General features: G+C 53.4%; 22 protein-coding genes and 1 tRNA gene. 18 read left to right on the forward strand and 5 right to left on the reverse strand.

Features of this window, described 5'->3' with window-relative positions; all coding sequences use genetic code 11:
• Nucleotides 1–293: 293 nt before the first annotated feature.
• The 6 genes from FD38_RS01890 (at nt 294) to FD38_RS01915 (ending at nt 7,101) form a co-directional block, all read left to right on the forward strand.
• Nucleotides 294–1,526 carry an argininosuccinate synthase gene (locus FD38_RS01890; RefSeq protein ID WP_057730631.1) on the forward strand — a complete coding sequence of 411 codons (1,233 nt, stop codon included), beginning with the start codon at nt 294–296 and terminating at the stop codon, nt 1,524–1,526.
• Complete coding sequence (gene argH / locus FD38_RS01895) at nt 1,523–2,926, forward strand: argininosuccinate lyase (protein ID WP_057730632.1); 1,404 nt, start codon at nt 1,523–1,525, stop codon at nt 2,924–2,926. Before FD38_RS01890 ends, argH begins: the two co-directional genes overlap by 4 nt.
• 296 nt (nt 2,927–3,222) lie before the next feature.
• On the forward strand, nt 3,223–4,530 hold the full coding sequence (gene tig, locus FD38_RS01900) for a trigger factor (protein ID WP_057730634.1): 1,308 nt from the start codon (nt 3,223–3,225) through the stop codon (nt 4,528–4,530).
• A gap of 220 nt (nt 4,531–4,750) precedes the next feature.
• Complete coding sequence (gene clpX, locus FD38_RS01905; protein ID WP_087741883.1) at nt 4,751–6,001, forward strand: ATP-dependent Clp protease ATP-binding subunit ClpX; 1,251 nt, start codon at nt 4,751–4,753, stop codon at nt 5,999–6,001.
• 204 nt (nt 6,002–6,205) lie between these two features.
• Nucleotides 6,206–6,799: a ribosome biogenesis GTP-binding protein YihA/YsxC gene (yihA, locus tag FD38_RS01910; RefSeq protein ID WP_057730637.1), complete on the forward strand. Its 594-nt coding sequence runs from the start codon at nt 6,206–6,208 to the stop codon at nt 6,797–6,799.
• A 2-nt stretch (nt 6,800–6,801) separates the two neighbouring features.
• Complete coding sequence (locus FD38_RS01915) at nt 6,802–7,101, forward strand: nucleoside triphosphate pyrophosphohydrolase family protein (protein ID WP_057730639.1); 300 nt, start codon at nt 6,802–6,804, stop codon at nt 7,099–7,101.
• Nucleotides 7,102–7,160: 59 nt separating this feature from the next.
• On the opposite strand, the gene FD38_RS01920 is transcribed toward FD38_RS01915, so the two are convergent.
• Nucleotides 7,161–7,343 (reverse strand): SPJ_0845 family protein, encoded by a 183-nt coding sequence (locus FD38_RS01920; RefSeq protein ID WP_057730641.1) that lies wholly within the window; start codon nt 7,341–7,343, stop codon nt 7,161–7,163.
• A gap of 157 nt (nt 7,344–7,500) precedes the next feature.
• Here FD38_RS01920 and uvrC point away from each other — a divergent pair, with 157 nt between their 5' ends.
• Together uvrC and obgE are read left to right on the forward strand one after the other, a co-directional pair.
• On the forward strand, nt 7,501–9,318 hold the full coding sequence (uvrC, locus tag FD38_RS01925; RefSeq protein ID WP_057730643.1) for an excinuclease ABC subunit UvrC: 1,818 nt from the start codon (nt 7,501–7,503) through the stop codon (nt 9,316–9,318).
• 86 nt (nt 9,319–9,404) lie between these two features.
• The gene (gene obgE / locus FD38_RS01930) at nt 9,405–10,697 is read left to right on the forward strand and encodes a GTPase ObgE (protein WP_057730645.1); all 1,293 of its coding nucleotides are present in this window, start codon (nt 9,405–9,407) and stop codon (nt 10,695–10,697) included.
• A 58-nt stretch (nt 10,698–10,755) separates the two neighbouring features.
• Here the strand turns inward: obgE and FD38_RS01935 are convergent, their stop codons facing one another.
• Together FD38_RS01935 and FD38_RS01940 are read right to left on the reverse strand one after the other, a co-directional pair.
• Nucleotides 10,756–11,523 (reverse strand): hypothetical protein, encoded by a 768-nt coding sequence (locus tag FD38_RS01935; protein WP_057730647.1) that lies wholly within the window; start codon nt 11,521–11,523, stop codon nt 10,756–10,758.
• A gap of 13 nt (nt 11,524–11,536) precedes the next feature.
• A complete protein-coding gene (locus tag FD38_RS01940) occupies nt 11,537–11,809 on the reverse strand; it encodes a hypothetical protein (RefSeq protein ID WP_057730648.1) in 273 nt (90 codons plus the stop codon).
• 160 nt (nt 11,810–11,969) lie between these two features.
• On the opposite strand from FD38_RS01940, the gene rnz reads away from it, so the two are divergent.
• The 7 genes from rnz (at nt 11,970) to FD38_RS01975 (ending at nt 18,331) form a co-directional block, all read left to right on the forward strand.
• The gene (gene rnz / locus FD38_RS01945) at nt 11,970–12,920 is read left to right on the forward strand and encodes a ribonuclease Z (RefSeq protein ID WP_057730650.1); all 951 of its coding nucleotides are present in this window, start codon (nt 11,970–11,972) and stop codon (nt 12,918–12,920) included.
• The gene (locus tag FD38_RS01950; protein WP_057730652.1) at nt 12,917–13,303 is read left to right on the forward strand and encodes a LapA family protein; all 387 of its coding nucleotides are present in this window, start codon (nt 12,917–12,919) and stop codon (nt 13,301–13,303) included. The genes rnz and FD38_RS01950 overlap by 4 nt, the downstream gene beginning before the upstream one ends.
• A gap of 68 nt (nt 13,304–13,371) precedes the next feature.
• A complete protein-coding gene (recJ, locus tag FD38_RS01955) occupies nt 13,372–15,693 on the forward strand; it encodes a single-stranded-DNA-specific exonuclease RecJ (RefSeq protein WP_057730655.1) in 2,322 nt (773 codons plus the stop codon).
• Nucleotides 15,694–15,709: 16 nt separating this feature from the next.
• Nucleotides 15,710–16,228: an adenine phosphoribosyltransferase gene (locus FD38_RS01960; RefSeq protein WP_057730657.1), complete on the forward strand. Its 519-nt coding sequence runs from the start codon at nt 15,710–15,712 to the stop codon at nt 16,226–16,228.
• Between the two features lie 138 nt (nt 16,229–16,366).
• Nucleotides 16,367–17,443 carry a YdcF family protein gene (locus FD38_RS01965; RefSeq protein ID WP_057730659.1) on the forward strand — a complete coding sequence of 359 codons (1,077 nt, stop codon included), beginning with the start codon at nt 16,367–16,369 and terminating at the stop codon, nt 17,441–17,443.
• A gap of 347 nt (nt 17,444–17,790) precedes the next feature.
• A complete protein-coding gene (locus tag FD38_RS01970; protein WP_057730661.1) occupies nt 17,791–18,189 on the forward strand; it encodes a TIR domain-containing protein in 399 nt (132 codons plus the stop codon).
• A gap of 54 nt (nt 18,190–18,243) precedes the next feature.
• Nucleotides 18,244–18,331: transfer RNA gene (locus FD38_RS01975), tRNA-Ser, on the forward strand.
• A 131-nt stretch (nt 18,332–18,462) separates the two neighbouring features.
• On the opposite strand, the gene FD38_RS01980 is transcribed toward FD38_RS01975, so the two are convergent.
• The gene (locus FD38_RS01980; protein ID WP_147007807.1) at nt 18,463–19,020 is read right to left on the reverse strand and encodes a hypothetical protein; all 558 of its coding nucleotides are present in this window, start codon (nt 19,018–19,020) and stop codon (nt 18,463–18,465) included.
• 459 nt (nt 19,021–19,479) lie between these two features.
• Between FD38_RS01980 and FD38_RS01985 the strand changes: the two genes are divergently transcribed.
• Both FD38_RS01985 and FD38_RS01990 read left to right on the forward strand, forming a co-directional pair.
• A complete protein-coding gene (locus tag FD38_RS01985; protein ID WP_225430752.1) occupies nt 19,480–20,442 on the forward strand; it encodes a DNA alkylation repair protein in 963 nt (320 codons plus the stop codon).
• Between the two features lie 221 nt (nt 20,443–20,663).
• A complete protein-coding gene (locus tag FD38_RS01990; RefSeq protein WP_057730667.1) occupies nt 20,664–21,368 on the forward strand; it encodes an MIP/aquaporin family protein in 705 nt (234 codons plus the stop codon).
• A gap of 61 nt (nt 21,369–21,429) precedes the next feature.
• On the opposite strand, the gene FD38_RS01995 is transcribed toward FD38_RS01990, so the two are convergent.
• Nucleotides 21,430–22,098 (reverse strand): histidine phosphatase family protein, encoded by a 669-nt coding sequence (locus tag FD38_RS01995; protein ID WP_057730669.1) that lies wholly within the window; start codon nt 22,096–22,098, stop codon nt 21,430–21,432.
• Between the two features lie 229 nt (nt 22,099–22,327).
• On the opposite strand from FD38_RS01995, the gene gnd reads away from it, so the two are divergent.
• On the forward strand, nt 22,328–23,230 hold the full coding sequence (gene gnd / locus FD38_RS02000) for a phosphogluconate dehydrogenase (NAD(+)-dependent, decarboxylating) (protein ID WP_057730671.1): 903 nt from the start codon (nt 22,328–22,330) through the stop codon (nt 23,228–23,230).
• Nucleotides 23,231–23,298 lie beyond the last annotated feature (68 nt).

Below are 23,298 nucleotides of genomic sequence, written 5' to 3' on the forward strand. Positions count from 1 at the left end.
TGCGAAAAGCTTTGCTTTTCGGCTCCTTTTTTGTATGCAGTCATAAAATGAATAACCCCCGTTGACGATTGTTGGTCAACGGGGGTTTTGGTCGTTTACCGGGAGTCTCACGGTTGAGCCCTTAGGATTCTCGATAACTACTAGCTGAAATGAATGATATGCATTTTATTGTGCATAATCATGCTTTTTAGTATTCTTTTTATGTATATTAAATAAAACTATTGAATATTGAATAATCCGGTGCTAAGATACATTCAACGTTAATTCAAAAACAAGTGCTGGAGGTCATCATCATGAGTGAACAACAAAAAGTCGTTTTAGCCTATTCGGGTGGTTTGGATACATCGGTTGCAATTAGCTGGCTAAAGGATAAGGGATACGCCGTTATTGCCTGCGGCGTGGACGTAGGTGAAGGTAAGGACATGGCCGCCATCAAGGCCAAGGCATTACAGCTAGGGGCGGTGGCCTCGTACATGATTGATGCCAAGGAGGAATTCGCTGAGGATTACGCCTTATTAGCCTTGCAGGGGCACGCGTTGTATGAAGGGGAATATCCATTGGTATCCGCCTTATCCCGGCCCCTGATCGCCAAGAAGTTGGTGGCGATTGCCAAACAAGAACACGCCACGGCCATTGCTCACGGCTGTACCGGGAAGGGCAACGACCAGGTGCGGTTTGAAGTCGCGATTCACGCGTTGGCGCCCGATATTCAGATCGAAGCGCCCGTGCGGGATTGGCACTGGTCACGAGAAGAAGAGATCGACTACGCCAAGCAACACAACATTCCCGTCCCGATTAACCTCGACAGTCCCTATTCGATCGACGAAAATCTGTGGGGCCGGGCGAACGAATGTGGCGTGCTCGAAGATCCCTGGACGGCAGCTCCGGCCGATGCCTTTGACCGGACCAACGCCTTAGCGGATACCCCGGACCAACCCACGACCTTAGAAATCACCTTTGAAGCGGGCGTCCCGGTGGCCTTGGATGGTCAATCCTTGGATCTGGCGACGTTGATCATGAAGCTTGATAAAATTGCCGGTCAACACGGTATTGGCCGGATCGACCACATCGAAAACCGGCTGGTCGGGATCAAGTCACGGGAGGTCTACGAAGCGCCGGCTGCCACGGTGCTCCTGAAGGCCCACAAGGATCTCGAAGACCTGACCTTTGAACGGGAATTGGCACACTTCAAGCCCTTGATCGAACAGAAACTGGCCGATACCATTTATAACGGCCTTTGGTTCTCGCCCTTAATGGACGCCATGGTGGCCTTCTTGAAACAGACCCAGCAGGTGGTCAACGGCGTGGTCCGGGTCCAACTCTTTAAGGGCAACGTGATCACCGAGGGGCGGAAGTCGCCGAACTCCCTCTACAATAAGGAATTAGCGACCTACACGGCGGCCGACGAATTCGACCAACAGGCGGCCGTGGGCTTCATTAAGCTCTGGGGCTTGCCGACGCAGGTCAATGCGCAAGTTCAAGCTAAGGTGGCCGCCCACAACACCACGAAGGAGCCGATGCCATGAGTACGCAAAAGTTATGGGGCGGCCGGTTCACGGCGACCGGGGCCCAATACGTTGACGACTTCGGGGCATCCATTAGTTTCGATCAAGAATTAGCCGCTGAGGACATCGCCGGGTCGCTGGCGCACGTGAAAATGTTAAAAAAGACGGGCATCTTGCCCGCCGCCGACGTCGACCAAATCGTCGCCGGCCTAGAAACCCTCGACCAGCGCCTTCAGGCCGGAAAGTTGGAATTTTCCACGGTCAATGAAGATATCCATATGAACATCGAGGCGCTGCTGACCGCCGAGATTGGCCCGGTGGCGGGTAAACTCCACACGGCGCGCTCCCGGAACGATCAGGTGGCCACCGACTTACACCTGTACCTCAAACACCGCTTACCGCTGATCTTAACGCGGCTTCACCAGTTAGAGACGGTGTTGGTGGATAAGGCATCCCAACACGTGGAGACCGTGATGCCGGGGTACACCCACTTGCAACACGCCCAACCGATTTCTTATGCTCATTATTTATTGGCGTACTATCAAATGTTTCGGCGCGATGCCGAGCGGTTGACCTTTAACCAACAACACACCGACATCTCGCCCCTGGGCGCCGCGGCGTTGGCGGGAACGACCTTTCCCATCGACCGGGAGTACAGCGCCCAGTTACTCGGCTTTGACGCGGTTTACCATAATAGCTTGGACGCCGTGTCGGACAGAGACTTTGTGTTGGAATTTCTGAGCAACGCTGCCATCTTGATGATGCACCTGTCGCGTTTTTGCGAGGAAATCGTGAGCTGGAGTAGCTATGAATTTAACTACATTACCTTAAGCGACCAATTCTCAACGGGCAGTTCGATCATGCCCCAGAAAAAGAACCCCGACATGGCCGAATTGATTCGGGGCAAGTCCGGGCGAGTCTACGGCAACTTATTCAGCCTGCTGACCGTGATGAAGGGTTTGCCGTTGGCCTACAATAAGGACCTCCAGGAGGACAAGGAGGGCGTCTTTGACACGGTGACCACCGTGTTGACCTGCCTACACGTCTTTACGGGAATGCTCGAAACGTTGACGGTCAACGAACAACGGATGGCGCACGCCACGACCAACGATTTTTCGAACGCGACCGAACTGGCCGATTACTTGGCCAATAAGGGGATTCCCTTCCGCCAAGCGCACGCCATCGTGGGAAAGTTGGTGTTGGACGGCCTGAAGAATCACCGAACGCTTCAGGAGATTCCGCTGGCCGAGTATCAACAGATTTCACCCTTGATCCAAGCGGACGTTTACCACGACTTGGAAGCCAAGGTGGCCGTGCAACGCCGGCATTCGTTAGGTGGTACCGGCTTTGACCAGATTCGAGCCGAACTCGCTCGTGCCCGGGAGCAACTGGCGGCAGCCCCAGAAGGACCGGAAGCTTAATTGATGAAAACGCGGACGCGCGTCGTTAGGAGAAAAATCCTGGTGGCGCGCGTTTTAGGCTGCGCTGAGCAGCGTTGGCCGCACAGCTAGGCGACTTGTGGCCGGTTAAAGAAAGTGGTAACCTTTTAAGGCCGTCCAGATTCGTCCCTTGTGACTAGTCAGGGGGGACGAATCCGCGCCGTTCACGGCTTTTAGGCAAAAATCATTTTACAATTGGCAACGGTTAAGGTACACTAAGACAGTATGCAATTGCTAGAATTGTAAATAGTAATATCTTTCATTTCGGAGGGAATACAATGGCTGCAAAGTGGGAAAAAAAGGAAGCAAACAAGGGTGAATTAACCTTTGAAATTGCCCCTGACAAGATCAAGGAAGGTTTAGACAAAGCTTTCCAACGCACCAAGAAGAACCTGGCTGTGCCTGGTTTCCGTAAGGGCCGTGTGCCTCGTCAAATCTTCGACCAAATGTACGGTGAAGAAGCATTGTACCAAGATGCCTTAAACATTGTTTTACCTGATGCTTACGAAGAAGCTATCAAGGAAACGTCCATCGAACCTGTCGACCAACCCCAAGTGGATGTTGAATCCATGGACAAGGGTAAGGCTTGGGTTTTGAAGGCCGTTGTAACGGTTAAGCCAGACGTTAAATTGGGCGACTACAAGGGCCTGAGTGTGACGAAGCAAAACACGCGGGTTTACCAAAAGGACATCGACGCTGAATTAGAAAAGCAACGTCAACAACAAGCCGAATTAGTCTTGAAGGAAGACCAACCAGCCGCTAACGGCGACACGGTAGTCATCGACTTCGACGGTTACGTTGATGGCAAGCAATTCGATGGCGGTAAGGCCGACAACTACTCCTTGGAATTAGGCTCTAACTCCTTCATCCCTGGCTTTGAAGACCAATTAGTTGGTCACAAGGCTGGCGATGACGTGGACGTTAAGGTCACGTTCCCTAAGGATTACCAAGCTAAGGACTTACAAGACAAGGAAGCAACCTTCAAGGTTACGATCCACGAAGTTAAGGAAAAGCAACTTCCTGAATTAGACGACGAATTTGCTAAGGACGTTGACGAAGACGTTGACAGCCTAGATGAATTAAAGGCTAAGACTAAGGACCGTTTGAAGGAAGAAAAGACGCATGCGGCTCACGATGCGATCGAAGACGAAGCCATCAGTGAAGCTGTTGACAACGCCGAAATCGGTGACGTGCCAGCAGCCATGATCAAGGATGACGTTGATCGTCAAGTTGAACAATACCTGGCTAACATGCAACAACAAGGTATCCAGCCTAAGATGTACTTCCAGCTGACCGGGACCACGGAAGAAGACTTGCGGAAGCAATTCTCTGACGGTGCCGAAAAGCGGGTTAAGACCAACTTAGTCTTGGAAGCCGTTGTGGAAGCTGAAAAGATCGAACCAACTGAAGACCAAGTCAAGGCCGAAGTTAAGGATCTTGCCGGCCAATACGGCATGGAAGAAAGCGCCGTTCGCAGTGCTCTGTCCGACGACATGCTCAAGCATGACATCGCCATCAAGAGTGCCGTTGACCTGATTGCTGATTCCGCTAAGCAAGACAAGAAGAAGGACGCAGACAACGACTAAGCCGTTATCAGCGTGAACTAGACCGGGACGACGTTTTCGTTGTTCCGGTTTTTCTTTAGGGGTGACCTGGTCATCCCCGCCGCCAACTGGTTGAGAAGGCGAATTAATTCTCTAACGTTCATATCTGTGGTATAGTACACCAATGACGGGATAATCCGGTAGTTTAGCGGATTAACTGACCGAGAGATGGGCACTAGCCCGGATAGAAAGGGTGAGTTTATTGTTTGAAAACACCGAAACCAATGGCCCAGTGACCTGCTCTTTTTGCGGAAAGACCCAAGATCAAGTTCAAAAGATCGTTGCTGGTCCGGGTGTTTACATCTGTAATGAATGTATCGATTTATGTAAAGAAATCATCGACGAAGAATTCAGTCAAGATAACGCACAAGAAACCTTAGAAGTGCCAACGCCGGCTGAAATCGTGAAGAACCTTGACCAATACGTGATTGGCCAAACCGAAGCCAAACGGACGCTTTCCGTGGCCGTTTACAACCACTATAAGCGGGTCAACGAAATGGCCAAGGATGATGGCGGTCCAGAACTCCAGAAGAGTAACATCGCCGTAATTGGACCGACTGGGTCCGGGAAGACCTACTTAGCGCAAAGCCTCGCCAAGATGCTGAACGTGCCGTTTGCCATTGCGGACGCCACGACCTTGACCGAAGCGGGTTATGTCGGTGAAGACGTGGAAAACATTCTCTTGAAACTCCTGCAAAACGCCGATTACGACGTGGACCGGGCCGAAAAGGGGATTATCTACATCGATGAAATCGATAAGATTGCCAAGAAGGCCGAAAACGTGTCGATTACCCGGGACGTTTCCGGTGAAGGGGTCCAACAAGCCCTCTTGAAGATCTTGGAAGGGACGATTGCTAACGTGCCGCCTCAGGGTGGGCGGAAGCATCCCCAACAAGAATTTATTCAAATCGACACCACCAACATTCTATTTATCGTGGGTGGGGCCTTCGACGGCATCGACAGCATCGTTAAGCGCCGGTTAGGGGACCAAACGATTGGGTTTGGGGCCGATACCAAGGAACAAAAGGTGCTGGCATCTGGCGACAGCCTGATGCAACACGTGATTCCGGAAGACCTGCTGGAATTTGGGCTGATTCCCGAATTTATCGGGCGGCTGCCAATTCTGACGGCACTGGAAAAGCTGGACGAAAACGACTTGGTCCGGATTTTAACGGAACCCAAGAACGCGTTGGTCAAGCAATACGAAAAGCTGTTGTCCTTAGACGATGTGCAGTTGGAATTCCAGCCCGCCGCGTTACGGGAAATGGCGAAGTTAGCGATTGCGCGGAACACCGGGGCCCGGGGCTTACGGTCGATCATCGAAGACGTGATGCGCGACATCATGTTCGACTTACCGAGTCGCCATGACGTGGCCAAGGTGATCATCACGGCCGCAACAGTAACGGATCACGCCCAACCGGAACTCGTTTTACGGGACCAAAAGGCGTCATAATTTAATGTAGCGTTAGGGGACTCGGTCACTGACCGGGTCTCTTTTGCGTTCACCGTGAGTTGAGATTTTATCGGCGGGGACAAACCCGGGCGGTCCGGGGGTTCAACCGCTTACGGGAGCTTTCCAGCTAGAAAGTAACCAGTACGCCGCGCCGTTCTGTGTTAGAATGATGAAAGACAATTTTGGAGAGGATGGCACGAAGCAATGGAAGTGAATCACGTAGAACTAGTTATGAGCGCGGTGCAACCCAGTCAGTATCCCACGACGGGTTATCCGGAGATTGCCCTGGTAGGGCGCTCAAACGTTGGGAAGTCATCACTGACCAACGTGTTGATTAATCGGCGATCCTACGCGCGGACCTCTAGTCAGCCGGGGAAGACCCAGACGTTGAACTTTTACAACGTGGAAGATCAACTGTACTTCGTCGACGTGCCCGGTTACGGCTACGCGAAGGTGTCGAAGGCGGCCAGAGAAAAGTGGGGCCAAATGATTGAAACCTACCTGACACAGCGCGACCAGTTAAAGGGCGTCGTGTCGTTGATCGATGCGCGGCACGCCCCCACCGCGGCGGACGTGCAGATGTATCAGTGGTTGGCGTACTACCAACTCCCAACGCTGATCGTGGCGACCAAGAGCGATAAGATCGCACGGGGCAAGTGGAACCAGACCATCAGTCAGATCAAAAAAACGTTGGGGTTACCCAATGCCGATAACATCATCCTGTTTTCTGCCCCGCAGAAGACGGGGAAGGATGCCGTGTGGCAATGGATCGAACAACAAGCCTTTGGGGAGGAATAACCGTGGAATTTAGTGACTATCAAAAAGCAGCGAACCGGACACTTTACGGCAATGAACAGGTCTTGACCAACTGTGCGTTGGGGCTGGCCGGTGAATCCGGGCAGGTCGTCGAGTTGATCAAGAAGTATACCTTTCACGGTAAGGACCTCGATCACGACGCCTTAGTGAAGGAAATGGGCGACGTCCTGTGGTACTTAAGCCAAATTGCCCAGTGGGCCGACATCGACTTTGATGAAGTGGCACAAAGCAATATTGACCGCTTAAATGCTCGCTATCCTAACGGTTACCAAGCCGAAAAGTAAGCAAAAAGCCCTCACGGAAATGCTTCCGTGAGGGCTTTTCCCAACCTTAGCAGGTGGGATTATTGGTTGTCGTGTTCGATTTTTTCTTGGTCGGTCTTGGTGAGGCCCTTGGCGCGTTTGTTGTCCTTGTGGGCGTCTTCGCGCTTTAAGAACTTATCCCGTTTTTCGTCCTTAGGATCCATTTGGGCGAACTTGCCGAACATGGAGTCTAAATCATCTTGCCGTTTTACCTTAAGTGCCATACTGCCACCTCCTGATGTCTTTTCAGCTATCATAGCAGAACTTCTGCCGTTTGTCATTTTAGAACGCAGGTGGGGGTCGCCGGCGGGTGGATTGCTTGCGCCGAACAGGGATTCGGCTTATAATTTATTAGCAAATTTAAGAAACGGAGGGATCGTCGTGGCATCGGAATACCTCGAACATAAACTGGCCTTGCTCCCGGACCTACCCGGTTGTTATCTGATGAAGAACTTGAATAGTCAGATTATTTACGTGGGGAAGGCCAAAAACCTCAAGAACCGGGTACGCTCCTACTTTAAGAGTAGTCATACGGGCAAGACGGCGCAATTGGTCAGTGAAATCGTGGACTTCGAGACGATCATCACGTCGACCGACAAGGAAGCCTTCCTCCTAGAAATCACCTTGATTCAGAAGCATCAGCCGTACTTTAACATCAAGTTGAAGCGGGGGACCGGGTATCCCTACATCAAGATTACCCACGAACGGGACCCGCAGCTGTTGTTAGTGAACGAGATCAAAAAGGATGGTGGCTATTATTTTGGCCCCTATCCGAACGTTTACGCGGCCGAAGAAACCATCCATTTCCTCCAAAAGGTTTACCCGTTACGCCGGTGTACCGGCTATCAGGGCCGCCCGTGCCTGTACTATCACATGGGTCAGTGCTTAGGTGCGTGCTTTAAAGAGGTCCCGCAGGCCGATTACGACCGCCAGATTCGTAAGATCAAGTCGTTTCTGAACGGGAACGTTGGACGAGCCGAAAAGGAACTGCACGAACGCATGGAAGCCGCTGCGGCCGAAATGGCCTACGAGCGAGCCGCCGATTTGCGCGACCAGATTCGCTACATCGAAGCGACCGTGGAGAAACAAAAGATTATTTCCAACGACCACACGCCCCGGGACATCTTTAACTTCTACCTGGACAAGGGCTGGTTGTCGATTCAGGTCTTCTTCATCCGCCAGGCGCGGTTAATGAAGCGCGAAAAGCGGCTCTTTCCGGTGGTCAACACGGCCGAAGAGGAGTTAGCCAGCTTCATCGTGCAGTTCTACCAACGGAAGAATACGGTGCTTCCCCGCGAGATTCTGGTTCCCGCCAGTATCGATGGCGAGATGATCGAAGCGCTACTGCACGTCCCCGTGCGGACGCCGCAACGGGGAACGAAGCGCGACTTGTTGGAGATGGCCGGCAAGAACGCCCGGCTGGTCCTGGAAGAAAAGTTCCGCCTCTTGGAACTGGACGAAAGTAAGACCACCGGGGCCATGAAGGAAATCACCGACGCATTAGGCATCGCCCCGGGGCACAAGATTGAGGCCTTCGACCACTCCCACATTCAGGGGGCCGATTTGGTCTCGGCGATGGTGGTCTTCGTGGATGGTCAACCCAACAAGAAACTTTATCGGAAGTATAAATTAAAGACCGTGGACCACGCCGACGAAACGGCCAGCACCCTAGAGGTCATCCGGCGCCGCTATACGCGGCTGTTAAAGGAACACGCGCCGTTACCGGATCTGATCTTGATGGACGGGGGCGACATTCAGATGAACGCCGTCAAGGAAGTCTTAGAAGACGAATTAGACCTGCATATTCCGGTGGCCGGGATGGTCAAAAACGATCACCATAAGACCGCCGACCTGTTGTTTGGCCCGGCCGACCAACACGTCCACTTGGACCCGCAAAGCCAGGGCTTTTATCTGGTCCAACGGATTCAAGACGAGGTGCACCGGTTTGCCATCACCTTCCACCGGCAGGTCCATACTAAGCATTCGCTGAGTTCGAAGTTGGACACGATTCCGGGGGTCGGGCCCAAGACGCGTAACAAGCTGTTACGGAAGTTTGGGTCGACCAAGAAGATCGGTGAGGCGAGTGTCGAAGATTTGCAGGCCCTAAGCATCAATAAGACGGTCGCCCAAACCATCTTATTGACCTTAAAGGCCGATACCGCGGAGATCAAGAATCCGCGGACACCAACGAAACTTTGACGCCCCGCCAGTTTGCCGGTATACTGACAAGCGGGTACCGGTGCGGTCAACGTCACTGAACTGATTAAGAAAATGAGGAAATTAATATGTTTGTAGATCAAGTTAAAATTAATGTGAAGGCCGGTAATGGGGGTAACGGAATGGTTGCCTTCCGGCGAGAAAAGTTTGTGCCTAACGGTGGTCCGGCCGGTGGGGATGGCGGTCGCGGCGGTAACGTCGTGTTCGTCGTGGACCAAGGCTTACGGACGCTGATGGACTTCCGGTATCAACGGAAGTTCAAGGCGAAAAACGGGGGCAACGGTGCCATCAAGTCGATGACGGGTCGCGGGGCCGACGATTTGATCGTCCAGGTACCCCAAGGAACCACGGTCATCAACAACCTGACCGGGGCCGTGATCGGGGATCTCGTCGGTGACGACGATTCCGTGATCGTGGCGCACGGTGGCCGGGGTGGTCGGGGCAATATCCACTTTGCCTCGCCCAAGAACCCGGCGCCCGAAATTGCTGAAAACGGGGAGCCCGGTGAAGAATTCGAAGTACGCTTGGAATTAAAGGTTCTGGCCGACGTTGGGTTGGTCGGATTCCCTTCCGTGGGGAAATCGACGCTCCTGGCGACCGTGACCAGTGCCAAGCCTAAGATTGCGGAGTACCACTTTACCACGTTGGTACCGAACTTAGGCATGGTCCGGTTACCCGACGGTCAAGACTTCGTGATGGCCGATTTACCGGGGCTGATCGAAGGGGCCGCTAAGGGGATCGGGTTAGGGTTCCAATTCCTCCGGCACGTCGAACGGACGCGGGTCATCCTGCACGTCATTGATATGAGTGGCGTGGAGGGCCGTGATCCGTACGACGACTTCGAAAAGATCAACCGTGAGTTGCTGGCCTACGATCCGGACATTTTGAAACGACCACAAATCGTGGTAGCTAGCAAGATGGACATGCCGGATGCCGCCGACAACCTGGCGACGTTCAAGCAAAATCTGGCCCAAGACCAGCTGTTAGCCCAGAAACCGGAAGTCTTTGCCATCTCGACGCTCACCCATGACGGGTTAACCCCGCTGTTACAGCGGACCGCCGAGATTTTGGCCCAGACACCGAAGTTCCCGGTCAAGGACGCCACGGTCAAGACGGCCGAGTACAACTTCCAGCAGACGCCGGACTTTACCATTACTCGCGATCCGGACGGGGTCTGGATCTTGAGTGGCGACAAGCTCGAGAAGCTGTTTAAGATGACCGACGTGACCCACGACGAAAGCCTACTGCGCTTTGCCCGGCAAATGCGGGGTATGGGCGTGGACAACGCCTTACGGGATAAGGGCGCCCAAAACGGCGACACGGTTCAAATCGATGACTTTAGTTTTGAATACATGGCTTAAAAGCCAACCAAAAGAGCGCGCATCCGAATTACGGGTGCGCGCCCTTTCAGGTCACGGATTAGTTGATTTTAGTGGTGAGCCAACCGCTAGGGGCGACTACCTGCCGTTGCTTGGCGGTGTAGGCCCCGGCAAAGGCAATCTTGACCCGGTTAAAGGTTGGCGCGGTCTGCTGACTGGCTAGACCGGTCGCATAGGTGTTCAGGCTGCTGTTGGCCGGGACGGTCTTCCCGGCGCTGGCATCGCTGAGTTGCGTGGCTGCCGTCAAGAGCGGGGCCTTGGCGCTGGTGCCCAACCGAATCCCCTTGATCCCGTCGGTCGTTAAGTCCTGATGACGGTGGTTGGTAATGGTAAACTTAACTTGAAGGGTGTAGTAGGGACTCTTGACCGTGCTCAGGTTCAACGCCTGCGCCGCCATCTTCTTGGCATCGGTGGTTTCGGCCACGTTCCGGATTAGGCGGACCGTGGTGAGCCGGTAAGTAAAGGCCCCACTTTTTATCGTGGTTTGCGGGTGGTGGACCTGGGCCAGCGTTAACTTGGTGCCCACGCTGTCGTAAGTGTACTGACCCGTTTGGGTGAGGGCGCCCGTTTTGACGTAGTGGCGACTCTTGGTTTGCGCCTTAGTGGGGTGAAAATTCTGGTTGAATTGGTGAGACGACGATTGGCTGATGGCGGCATCGGGCTTTTTAGCCTGATAGTGGTGACTGGACGCACTCGAATTTTTAAAACTCGTACTGCTTTGCTGCGCTTTTTGCTGGCAGCCGCTGAGGCCGACCAGTAAACAACTGAGACCCAGGCCCATGACCAGGGCGGTTCGTGATAACGACATGGTAAGCACTCCTTTAACCCAATAACAGACATTGGGGAATTAGTCGGTAACCGTAGAGCCGTTGGGGCGGCGGTCCCGCTAAGAAGAGACTGGCGGTGGGCTTGACTTGCTGGGTGCGGGCCCGAAATTGGTCCAGGGTCAACGGCCGTCCCGTTCCCGGGATGAGGTCCAGTTGGCCGTCACGGACCCGCAGGTCGCAAATGGGCCGATTAGGGGGGCCTTCGACGTAAAGCCGCAGTTGGGGCGTTAAATCACCGGTTGACCGGTCAAAATCGATTAAGCGCACGGGGTCCACCTCCTCTTGAATACCCTAATTATACCGAATTTAGGAGGAGAACCCTAATCTTATTCTTTACCCCGGCCTGAAGACAAAAGTTGCGATTTACCCTAAAATCCCCTAAAATAGTGGACGGACTTTAAAACAATTAGATAGGAACGAAAAAAACATGGAAATTGAATTTTTAGGCACGGGTGCTGGATCGCCCGGAAAGTTTCGAAACGTCACGAGTACGGCGCTGCGCCTACTTGATGAACGGAATTCGGTCTGGTTGTTTGACGTGGGGGAAGCGACGCAACATCAAATCTTGCGGACCACGCTAAAACCCCGGAAGATTGATAAAATTTTTATTACCCACCTGCACGGTGACCACATTTTCGGGTTACCGGGACTGTTGAGCAGTCGGTCGTTCCAGGGAGGCAATTCGCCCCTGACCATTTACGGCCCCAAGGGGATTCGCGACTTCGTGGAAGTGAGCATGCGGGTCACCGAAACCAAATTAGCGTACAAGATCCATTACCAAGAAATCAACGGTGACGGGTTGGTCTTTGAAGACGATAAGTTCCAGGTCTTTGCGGCCCACCTGGATCATCGCATTGCGTGTTACGGTTACCGAGTGGTCGAAAAGGACCATCCCGGGGAATTGATGGTGGACCGGTTACGGGCCGACCAGGTCCCATCCGGGCCGCTTTACGGCCAACTCAAGGCCGGGAAGACCGTGACGCTAGACGACGGCCGGGTGATCAACGGTCAAGATTATCTGGGACCCGCGCAACCCGGGCGCATCGTGGCCATCTTGGGCGATACGCGGCAGACGCCGAACGCCGAGAAATTGGCGCGTAACGCCAACGTCTTGGTCCACGAAAGTACCTTTGCGAAGGGCGAAGGTAAGCTGGCCCGGGCGTACTACCATTCCACCAACATTCAGGCGGCGGAATTGGCCAAGCGCGCGCACGTCAAAATGTTATTGTTGAACCATATTTCTGCTCGGTATACAGGAAAGTTGGCGGCGGAATTGCAGCATCAGGCCCGAGAGGTGTTCCCGAATACCCGGGTGGTCAAGGACTTCGATGAGATTCCGGTGGCGTTTCAGAAGAAAACGGAGGCGACCAAGGTTTGAAGAATCAGTGGCGGATTATCGTGACCATCTTATTGGTCATCGTGGTAGCGGTCTTTGCAATTTTAAACGTGGAATCGGTGCCCGTGTCGTTCGGGTTCACCACGGTCCACTGGCCGTTAATCCTTTTATTGTTGGTCTCCATCCTGATTGGCGCGGTCCTGGTGATCCTTTTTTCGACGATCACGACGTTCCAGCACAACCGGGCGTATAAGGAACTGGAGAAGACCAGTCAGCAACGGATCAAGGCCCTGGATGAGGACAATCAACGCTTACAAAAACGGGTCAAGAATTCCGGGAAGCAAGCGGCTGGCCAACAGGAACAACAAATCAAGGACCTCGAGGCGCAGGTCAAGGACCTCCAGGCCAAGCTGGCAGCTAAATAGTCAGAAAAATAACGAAGAGTGGTGCGTGGTCACCACTCTTCATGTCTTTTAGAAAGGATGACAGTGGAATGATTGCGGCCCAATATCAGTGGAACAACCAACACGTGGACCAACCGTCGGCCACGGCACAAGCACTGGCCAAGGAGGCTCAGGTGTCGCCCATCGTCGCGCAGATCCTGCAAAACCGGGGAGTCGATACGGCCGCGGCCGTGCAGGCCTTCTTGAACCCGGGACCAGAACAGCTCCACGACGCCTTCTTACTGCACGACATGCAAAAGGGGATCGACCGGATTGAGGACGCGATTGCCGCGGACCAGCAGATCACGATTTACGGGGATTACGATGCCGATGGGGTGACCAGTACGTCGATCATGTACGAAACGCTCAACGAACTGGGGGCCAAGGTCAACTACTACATTCCCAACCGGTTCACCGACGGGTATGGCCCAAACGTTGCGGCGTTTCAAAAGCTGATTGCGGCGGGAACCCAGTTGTTCGTCACGGTCGATAACGGGGTCGCGGGTAACGCCGCGATTGCGGCCGCTAACGAGGCGGGAGTCGACGTGGTGGTGACCGACCACCACGACTTACCGCAGGAATTGCCGGCGGCCTACGCCATCATTCACCCGCGTTATCCCGGAGCGGAATACCCGTTTGGCGGTCTCTCCGGTGCCGGGGTGGCCTTTAAGGTGGCACAAGCGTTGCGCGAAGAAATTCCGCAAGACTTATTGGACCTGGCGGCTATCGGGACCGTGGCGGACCTAGTCCCCGTGGTCGACGAAAATCGGGTGCTGGTATACTTCGGTTTGGCGCTGCTCAAACAAGACGAACGGCCGGGGTTGCGAGCATTAATGAAAACGGCCGGCATCCAACCGGACGACCTGACCGAACAATCGATTGGGTTTGGCCTCGCGCCACGGTTGAACGCCCTGGGCCGGTTAGGCGATGCGGCTCCGGCCGTAAAGCTGTTAACGACGTTAGACGACGACCTGGCTCAGGACCTGGCAAACCAGACCGAGCAGGAAAATCGTCGGCGCCAAGAGTTGGTGGCCGAGATCAGTACGGCGGCGTTGGCCCAGGCGACCGACGCCAATCACCGCGACCGGCAGGCATTGGTGATCAGCGGGCACGATTGGCACGAGGGGGTCCTAGGAATCGTGGCCAGTAAGGTGGTCGAACGGACCGGAAAACCGACGCTGGTACTAAACGTCAACGCCGAGGGCCGTGCTAAGGGGTCTGGCCGCAGTGTCACGGCCTTTAACCTCTTCGGGGCTCTCGACCAACACCGCGACCTGATGACGGCCTTTGGGGGCCACCACATGGCGGTGGGCCTCACGGTACCGGCCGACCAACTGCCGGCACTAGCGGACGCCTTAGACGCCGCGGCGGTGGCCCAACACCTGGCCGACCAAGGACCCAGCGAGGTGACCGTGGCGGCCACACTAGCGGTCCCCGACGCCACGATGGCGTTGTACCAGGACCTGGCGCGGTTAGCACCGTTTGGGACGGATAACTCGCAACCTCTTTTTGCCTTTGAACCGGAAGCCGTTACGCAGGTCAAGGCGATTGGGAAGACCCACGACCACCTGAAGTTTCAGTTACAGACGGGGAGTAGTCGGTTGAACGCCATTCAGTTCGGCGCGGGTGACCAGGCGCCGGCCCTGGAACAAGCGCAGCGAGTTGCCGTACTCGGGACGTTGGAAGATAACGTCTGGCAGGGGCGGCATTCACTCCAGGTTATGGTCAAAGACTTACAAACTCAGGAACCGGCCGTGGTGGTCGCCCGAACGACCCGCTTGCACCAGGCCATGTTGACGGCCCCGGGGACCTACGTTTTCTTTCACCAAAACGTTTATCAACAATTAGCCGACCGATTGCCCGCCGCGGCCACGGCGGTCCTTTACACGGGCCAACCGTTAACGCCAATCACGGACGACCAACCGGTTTATTTGGTCGATTGTCCTGATTTAACGGCGGACTTAACGACCGCCCTGACCCAACTCAAGCCGACGCAGATTACGGCGTATCTCTATGAGAAAGAAAGTCTTTCGCGTTTAGGGATGCCTTCTCGCTCACAATATGCTAAACTATTTAAGTTCGTTGCAACACACCAACATGTCGACGTGGGTCATCAATTGGCGCAACTCAGCACGTTTATTCAAATCCCCCGCACCCAACTGGTCTTCATGATTCAGGTTTTCTTCGAGTGTGGGTTTATCTCGATTGCGCACGGCATCATGGATGCGGTCGCACAACCGGGACATCAGGATTTGGCGAGTGCCCCGAGTTATCAGTTACGGCAGCAACAGATGCAGACTGAACAAGACCTCTTACTTTGTTCGGATTCGGCGTTAACGCAGCGTCTCCAGAGCCTCATCGACCTAAAATAAAGGAGCTAATTTTAACATGGCCATTGATTTTACTAAATACATTGCAAGTGTTCCCGATTACCCGGAAAAGGGCGTTGTCTTCCGCGACATCTCCCCGTTGATGGCGGACGGTGAGGCGTTTCACGCGGCAACTGATCAAATCGTTCAGTACGCTAAGGATAAGGGCGTTGAAATGATTGTGGGCCCCGAAGCCCGGGGCTTTATCGTGGGTTGCCCGGTCGCCTACGAATTAGGGGTGGGCTTTGCCCCAGCCCGTAAGGAAGGTAAGCTGCCGCGGGCGACCGTCAAGGCGAGCTACGATCTGGAATACGGGACGTCGTCACTGTACCTACACAAGGACGCTATCAAACCCGGTCAACGGGTCTTGGTGACCGATGACTTATTGGCCACTGGGGGCACGATTGGCGCAACGATCAAGTTGGTTGAGGACTTGGGTGGGGTCGTGGTCGGCACGGCCTTCCTGATTGAATTAGACGCCTTACACGGCCGCGATAAGCTGAAGGGCTACGACGTCTTCAGTCTGATGAACTACTAAAATAAGCTGAAATGGGCAGCCGACACTTCGGGAAACCGGGGTGGGGGCTGTTTTTTTAGTGAGTTGAAGGGGTCTGACCCGTCAATTTGCCGGATTTATGCTATCCTCAATAGTGGAAATCATTAGGAGGAAAAACGAATGTCACAACAATATGTAGCGGCCATTCCCACCATTTGGTATTGGCTGTGGGCGGTCCCCATCGGGCTGGGGCTGATTTTCACCTGGCGGTACCAACGCGATAAGTGCCGGTTGAGCAACGGACTGTGGTTCTCGGCCACCCTGTACAGCTTTTTAGCGGTCTTAGCCATGTCGATTCTGGGAACGGAAAATCGAATTCTGATTGTTGTCAGCGTCGGGTTGTTCGTCATCGTGCTCATGGTCATTGGGCTAGTGTTCTTACTGCAGGCCTTCTTACTGCTGTGGAACGCCTGGTTGGTCTGGCGGCGAGAACAGCACACCCTAGCCAACATGTTGACGCTGTGGTTAGGGTTAGCCATCCTGTTGTTGCCCTGGGTCAACCGGCTAGCGGGGCGGTTTTTACCGGCGCAAGTTGACGAGTTCTTGGTGATTTTAGTTAATTTAGGCGTGTTCTATCTGGCGTTTTGGTTTTATAACTACTTGACCATGTTGGTGGTGTACCAATTTAACCATCCACGGTGGCGCCAAGATTTCATTATCGTTCTGGGTGCCGGTTTGTTGAACGGGGATCAGGTGTCGCCGCTGTTACGACAGCGAATCGACCGGGGATTGGCCTTTTATCACAAGCAACACCAGAAGACCGGTCATCCGGTGAAGCTGATCTTCTCGGGTGGTCAGGGCGCCGACGAGACGGTCCCGGAAGGTCAGGCCATGTTGGCCTATGCGTTGACGCAGGGCCTTTCCGCCGCGGACGGCCTTGCCGAGAAACGGTCGACCAGTACATTTGAGAATTTAAAATTTAGTCAAGCCATCATTCAAGCTAGCGGCATCGCCCGGCCGCGGGTGATCTTTGTGACCAACAATTACCATACCTTTCGGGCGGGGATGATTGCCCGGCAGGTGGGGTTAGCGGCCGACGGGATTGGGTCGCGCACGGCGGGCTTCTTTCTGCCCAACGCGGTCCTGCGCGAATACCTGGCCATCTTCGTGCGGAACCGTAAATGGCACGCGGTGGCCCTGGTCCTGATGATCCTGTTAAGCGGCCTGTTGGTCTGGTTACCTACTTTAGGGGCTTAGATAGTTCACTGGGCCTACTCGACAAGTTAATTGTGTCTGAGAGGGATTCCTGCTAGGATAGAAGAATCCAGAAGACGAGACCACTCTACCATCCGCGGGGGAGTGGTCTTTTTGTGTGGAACGGGACGAAACGGACGCTCACTTGATGGTCCGCTGTTATCAGCGAAGCCGTTCAAGATTTCACTGCGCGAGCCCTGAGAAGTTTAAAGTAAGGTTGGTCAATAAAGTTTCGTTTAATTAGTATATCCGTATTATCTTAATAAGAAAAACATGTGAGCGTTACATGATTGACTTATTAAGCGCGTATACTAAACTAGAATTAAATGAGACGAAGGGACGACCATCCGATGAGCAAAATAATTGTGAATTATCAAGACACTGATCCGTTAGCCCACTCTTTTCGTGTTCAGCTAAGCGACTGGTCGGCCGCTAGTTGGGATTTTCCCGTGTTCAGTTTTCAAGCGCAGCAACCAGACGTGGCCTTTGATAGTCGGCAGGCCCATCCACTTAAACGCCAACTCCGGCGTGAAATCAAAACTAATCAGGGCGTTTTGGTCGTGATTAGTCGCGAAACCTGGCAGTCCGAATGGGTCAATTGGGAAATTAATACAGTGGTTCAACAGGATAAGCAACTTTTAGCGGCTAAATTAGATGCCACCAATATTACGCCGCTAGCCTTATTTGAAGCGGATCCGCTGTGGATTGACCCGTTCGATCCGCGAGCCTTAGCACAGGATTGTATTTAATTTTCAATCAGGCCTTGCATTTATATTCATTATTGGTAGAATAGATTAAGTAATGGAGAGTTGGCAGAGTGGTAATGCACCGGACTCGAAATCCGGCGAACCGGCTAATACCGGCGCGCAGGTTCAAATCCTGTACTCTCCTTAGGGATTTTCACAGATAGTGACCATCAAACCGCGGTTTGGTGGTTTTTTTCTATTCATTTTTAACTTAAAACTAAAAAAGCGTACTTGTTGAGAGAATAATTCCCAACAAGTACGCTATTTCAGTTGCCTTTAAATGGTGCCGCTGTACTTCCAACCGTTCTTGACGTGCTTGTAGAAGACGGTCTTATTGCCGTGCTTAATGGTCATCCAGACCTTTAATTTGTTGGTCTTGGTGCCGTGAGGGAGAACGGCCTTGCCGGAGAACGGCGTGGTTTGAGACGTGATGGTCGTGGCGTCGAGCTTAGACGAGTTGTACGGGTAGAGGGTGCTGTAAGAGCGCCAGTATTCTTCCGTCGCCACTTTCTTTTGGTACTTGACCGCATAGGCCGTTTCGTGTTCGCCGTTGACCCCGGTCTTCTTGACCTTTAAGGGGGTTAAGCTATTCTTGATCTTGAAGGCGACTTTCTTGCTGGGCTGATTGAGCGCCTGGTTTAATTTATAAAAAGAATAATTCCACTGGCGGTTGGTCAGGTACCCCGTCCGGTAACTCTTGGTAAAGCCGGTATATTTTGCCACGCGGTAGTTTGCCTTGTGGACCTTGGCCGCAGAGGCGTTCTGCGGTGCCGCAAAGACCAAACCGGCCGACAGCGTCGCTAAGGCCACTGCCCATAATTTAGATGATGTCATGAAAATTCCCCCCGTTAAAATGTCAGCTTTTAAGGTCATCGGGTGTGGACCCCGGCAGCCAAACCGGAATAATTAGCTCCATTAAACCATGAGACTGCGGAAAATTAAAGGGGCGCGAACCCAAAAACTAGTGGATTTAGCCGGAAATTCCCGCATGATGCCATTTTTGTAGGCGAACCGCTTTCGGGCTACCCGGCCGCTTAAATCTGAGTGGATTAATCGTTGAACTATTTAGCTTGAATGTCGTAAATTTTGTGATGGCGTCGCTAAGCAACGGGCACTTGCGGTAAACTAAGGCTAAAGCTAGCTTTAATGGAGGACGCTATGGACCTAAAAGAACTGTATTCACCGATTTTTATTCGACACCTGGGGGAAGCGATACAACGAGAATATCCGTTGTTTCAACCCGATCGGCTATTAGCCGATTGTTTACGTGCTGATTGGCCAAAGCTAAAATTAATGGAACGACGTGACCGGCTAGTGAGCAGTCTCCACCGGCAATTACCGGCCGATTTTGAACAGGCGGCTCCCATTTTGCGGGCGATTGCCCCGCAATTTACGGGATTAGTGGCCGTTTGTTTGCCCCAGTATGTGGCCCAGTATGGGTTGGCGCATTGGGCCACTGCCATGGCCCTGTTGAAAGAACTAACGCGTTATTCCAGTAGTGAATTTGCGATTCGCCCGTTTTTGATTCACGCACCGCAGGCCACTGAGACCCAGATGCTGCGGTGGGCGCATGACCAGGATCCGGCCGTCCGGCGTTTGGCCAGTGAGGGGTTACGCCCCAGGCTACCGTGGGGGATTCGGCTAACGCAGTATGTGACCGACCCCGCGCCAATCTGGCCGGTTTTACGGGAACTCATGACTGATGAAAGCGAGTACGTGCAAAAGTCGGTCGCTAATAATCTCAACGATATCAGTAAAGATCATCCCCAAGCCGTGATCGACTGGGCGCAAACTTACTGGGGACAAACGCCACAAACAACTTGGATACTGACCCGGGGATTGCGGACCCTGTTTAAGCAGGGAAATCCCGCGGTCTTGGCCTTAGAAGGGTATGCTTTGAGTGCCGCTGATCACCTGACGGGTTGTTCGTTGACCCCGACCGAGCAGACGGCGAGTTTAGGAACGACAACGACGCTTCAATATACTATGACGGCCGAGACTGGCCGGTCACTACCCGTTTACTTAGGTTACCGGGTGCACTACGTTCGACAACGTCAAGGAACGACCTTTAAGGATTTCTATATTAAACGCACGACTATCCGGCCCGGCGAAACGGTAAGTGGTCAGGTGACGCGTCCTTGGTGGCAGTTAACGACCAGAAAACTATATCCGGGAGACCACGTGATTGAGTTACTCGTGAATACGCGGGTGGTGGCGACCGCTCACGTGAAATTAACGGTGGGGCAGACACGTTAAGGTCGTCTGAAGCAACGAGTGGCTGTGAATCGGTAATTGGCAACAAATGGAGCCTCTAGGTGAGCGCCAGCAGATTGCCTTCGCGGTAGCGGTACCATCCGCGGGAGAATTACGATTGGCCCGCCAATCTTTTTTGCCGGAACGGTCCCCCAGGATTGAAATTATGATAAACTTACCAAGGAGTTCATAAACTAACGCAAAGATTAGGGATGTGGGTAACTGTGAGTGGTTTTATTGGTGAATTTTTTGGAACGTTGATTTTAATTGTTTTGGGAACGGGCTCGTGCGCGAGCGTGAACCTGAAGAAGACCTACGGGACCGGCAGCGATTGGACCTTTATCTCGCTGGCCTGGGGGTTAGCGGTAACTATGGGGGTCTACGTGGCCGGTAACTTGGGATCGGATGGTCACTTGAACCCGGCCGTGACGCTTGGGTTTGCGGCGTTTGGTTTCTTCCCGTGGGACCAGGTATTGCCCTACCTATTAGGCCAATTTCTGGGGGCCTTTGTGGGCGCCGCGCTGGTCATCATCCAATTCCGGCCGCATTTTCAAGCCACGTCGGCGAAAAACGGGAACTCCGTGGGCATCTTCGCTACGCGCCCGGCGATCGCTAACCCGGTCTTTAACTTCCTATCCGAAACCATCGCGACCTGGGCGTTCATCTTCATCCTGTTGAATTTGGGTGACTTTACTCAGGGGATGAAACCCTTCATCGTGGGGACCTTGATTGCCGTAATCGGGATGGGGCTAGGGACCACCACCGGGTTTGCCATCAACCCAGCCCGGGACTGGGGCCCCCGGTTGGCCTATACCATCTTGCCGGTGCCGAACCGCGGTAGTGCCGAATGGTCGTACGCCTGGGTTCCCATGTGTGGTCCCCTGGTAGGGGGCTTATTGGCCGCCGGATTACAAGTCTTGTTGAAATAAACGCAAAACGTCTCGTTACCGCAATTTTACGGTAACGAGACGTTTTCTTTGTATTAACGAGTTAGAGTTGATTGTAGGCGGTGACCTCGGCGTGGAACCCGGCGGCGTTGTCGGCCGTTTGCAGGGTCAGCGTGGTGACACTACCGTTGCCCGGGAATACCGTCAGAGGATCGAACTGCGGCCCGAAGCGTAGCACTAGGGAGCGGATATAGGTCCCGTGGGTGACCACTAAGAGTCGCTGGCCGTCTTGGTTCTGGTCCAGTAACGTGCGGAGTCCCCGGTCGACCCGGGCTTCAAACGTTTGGCCGTCTTCGGAGAGGTGCAGGGGGTCGGCGGCGTGCATCGCGTCGCGGGCCAGCGAGAAGGAGCCGTGAGCGATGATTTCGGCCTGGGTCTTAAAGCCCAGCGGTTTAGCGGCCGTTAACCAGGAAGCGGTGTTATCGGCCCCTTCGAACGAGCCAAAGTAGACTTCGCGGACGTCCTGAAGCTGGGTGGGTTCCGCCTGACTGAATTGGTTGGGCGCAATCACGTGGTGGGCGGTGTCGATGGCCCGTTTGAGATCGGACGAATAGTAATGATCGTAGTGAACGTTTTTGAGACGTTGTCCCGTTTCATCGGCCGTCTGGAGTCCCGCGGTACTCAGCGGGGAATCGGACCACCCCTGAAGGCGGTCGAGAATGTTAAAGAGCGTTTGACCGTGGCGCACCAGGTCAACGGTAAGTGTTTTCATGCAAAAATTCCTCCTCAGCGATTATCGTTACTCATAGTATACCGGTCACCCGGTTATTTTTGAATGGGCCCGCCCAGGAATTCGCCTTAAACCGCGGCAATTCGGTAATTAAATTAAAAATGTAACTTTTTTTCAGTTTTTGGACTTGAAAAGTGTAAAACTTTTTCATATAATAATGCTTGTTTGATAAAAGGTATTAGGACTTTTCACCAAGGAAGGGAATTTAACAATGAAAATTGGATTAGTTGGATTAGGGAAAATGGGGTTAAACTTAGCCCAAAACATGATGGATCACGACCAAGAAGTTGTTGGATTTGACTTAAACCAAGACTTCGTCGACCAAGCTGCTAAGCTGGGTGCCGAAGCCGCAACGTCTTTGGAAGACCTGTTGAGCAAGTTACCATCACCTAAGATCGTTTGGTTGATGCTGCCAGCCGGCAAGCCAACCGAAAGCACGATCGCCACGTTAACGGATACCTTAGCCAAGGGTGACTACATCGTTGACGGTGGGAATTCCTTCTGGAAGAACTCCGTGGAAGACGCCGAAAAGGCCGAAGCCAAGGGCATTAACTTCTTTGACTGTGGGACTTCTGGTGGCCAATCCGGTGCCCGCCACGACGGGAACTTCATGATCGGGGGAACTTCTCAAGAAGCCTTCGACGCTGCCTTGAAGCCCGTCTTTGAAGGAATCGCCCAAAAGAACGGTTACCTGTACACCGGTGCCGCTGGTTCTGGTCACTACCTGAAGATGGTCCACAACGGGATCGAATACGGGATGATGGAAGCCATCGGTGAAGGTTTCGACGTGCTGGAACACAGCCAATTCGACTACGACAACGAAGCCGTTGCGCGTCTGTGGAATGCCGGTTCCGTGGTTCGTTCATGGCTCATGGAATTGGCCGAAGAAGCCTTTGCTAAGGACGCCAAGCTGGACGAAATCCGGGGCACGATGCACAGTTCTGGTGAAGGTAAGTGGACCTTACAAGAATCACTGGACCAACAAGTGCCAACGCCAGTCATTGCCCTTTCCTTGATGATGCGTTACCGTTCCATGGAAGACGACACCTTTACGGGTAAGGTCGTTTCCGCCCTGCGGAATGGTTTCGGTGGCCACGCGGTCGACAAGGCCTAACGCACCCACCTTTTAACTTAAATTAAGATGATTAAAAACGCGCTTAACGGTTAACTTACCGTTGGGCG

Source organism: Levilactobacillus zymae DSM 19395, from assembly GCF_001434115.1.
Taxonomy (GTDB): Bacteria; Bacillota; Bacilli; order Lactobacillales; family Lactobacillaceae; genus Levilactobacillus; species Levilactobacillus zymae.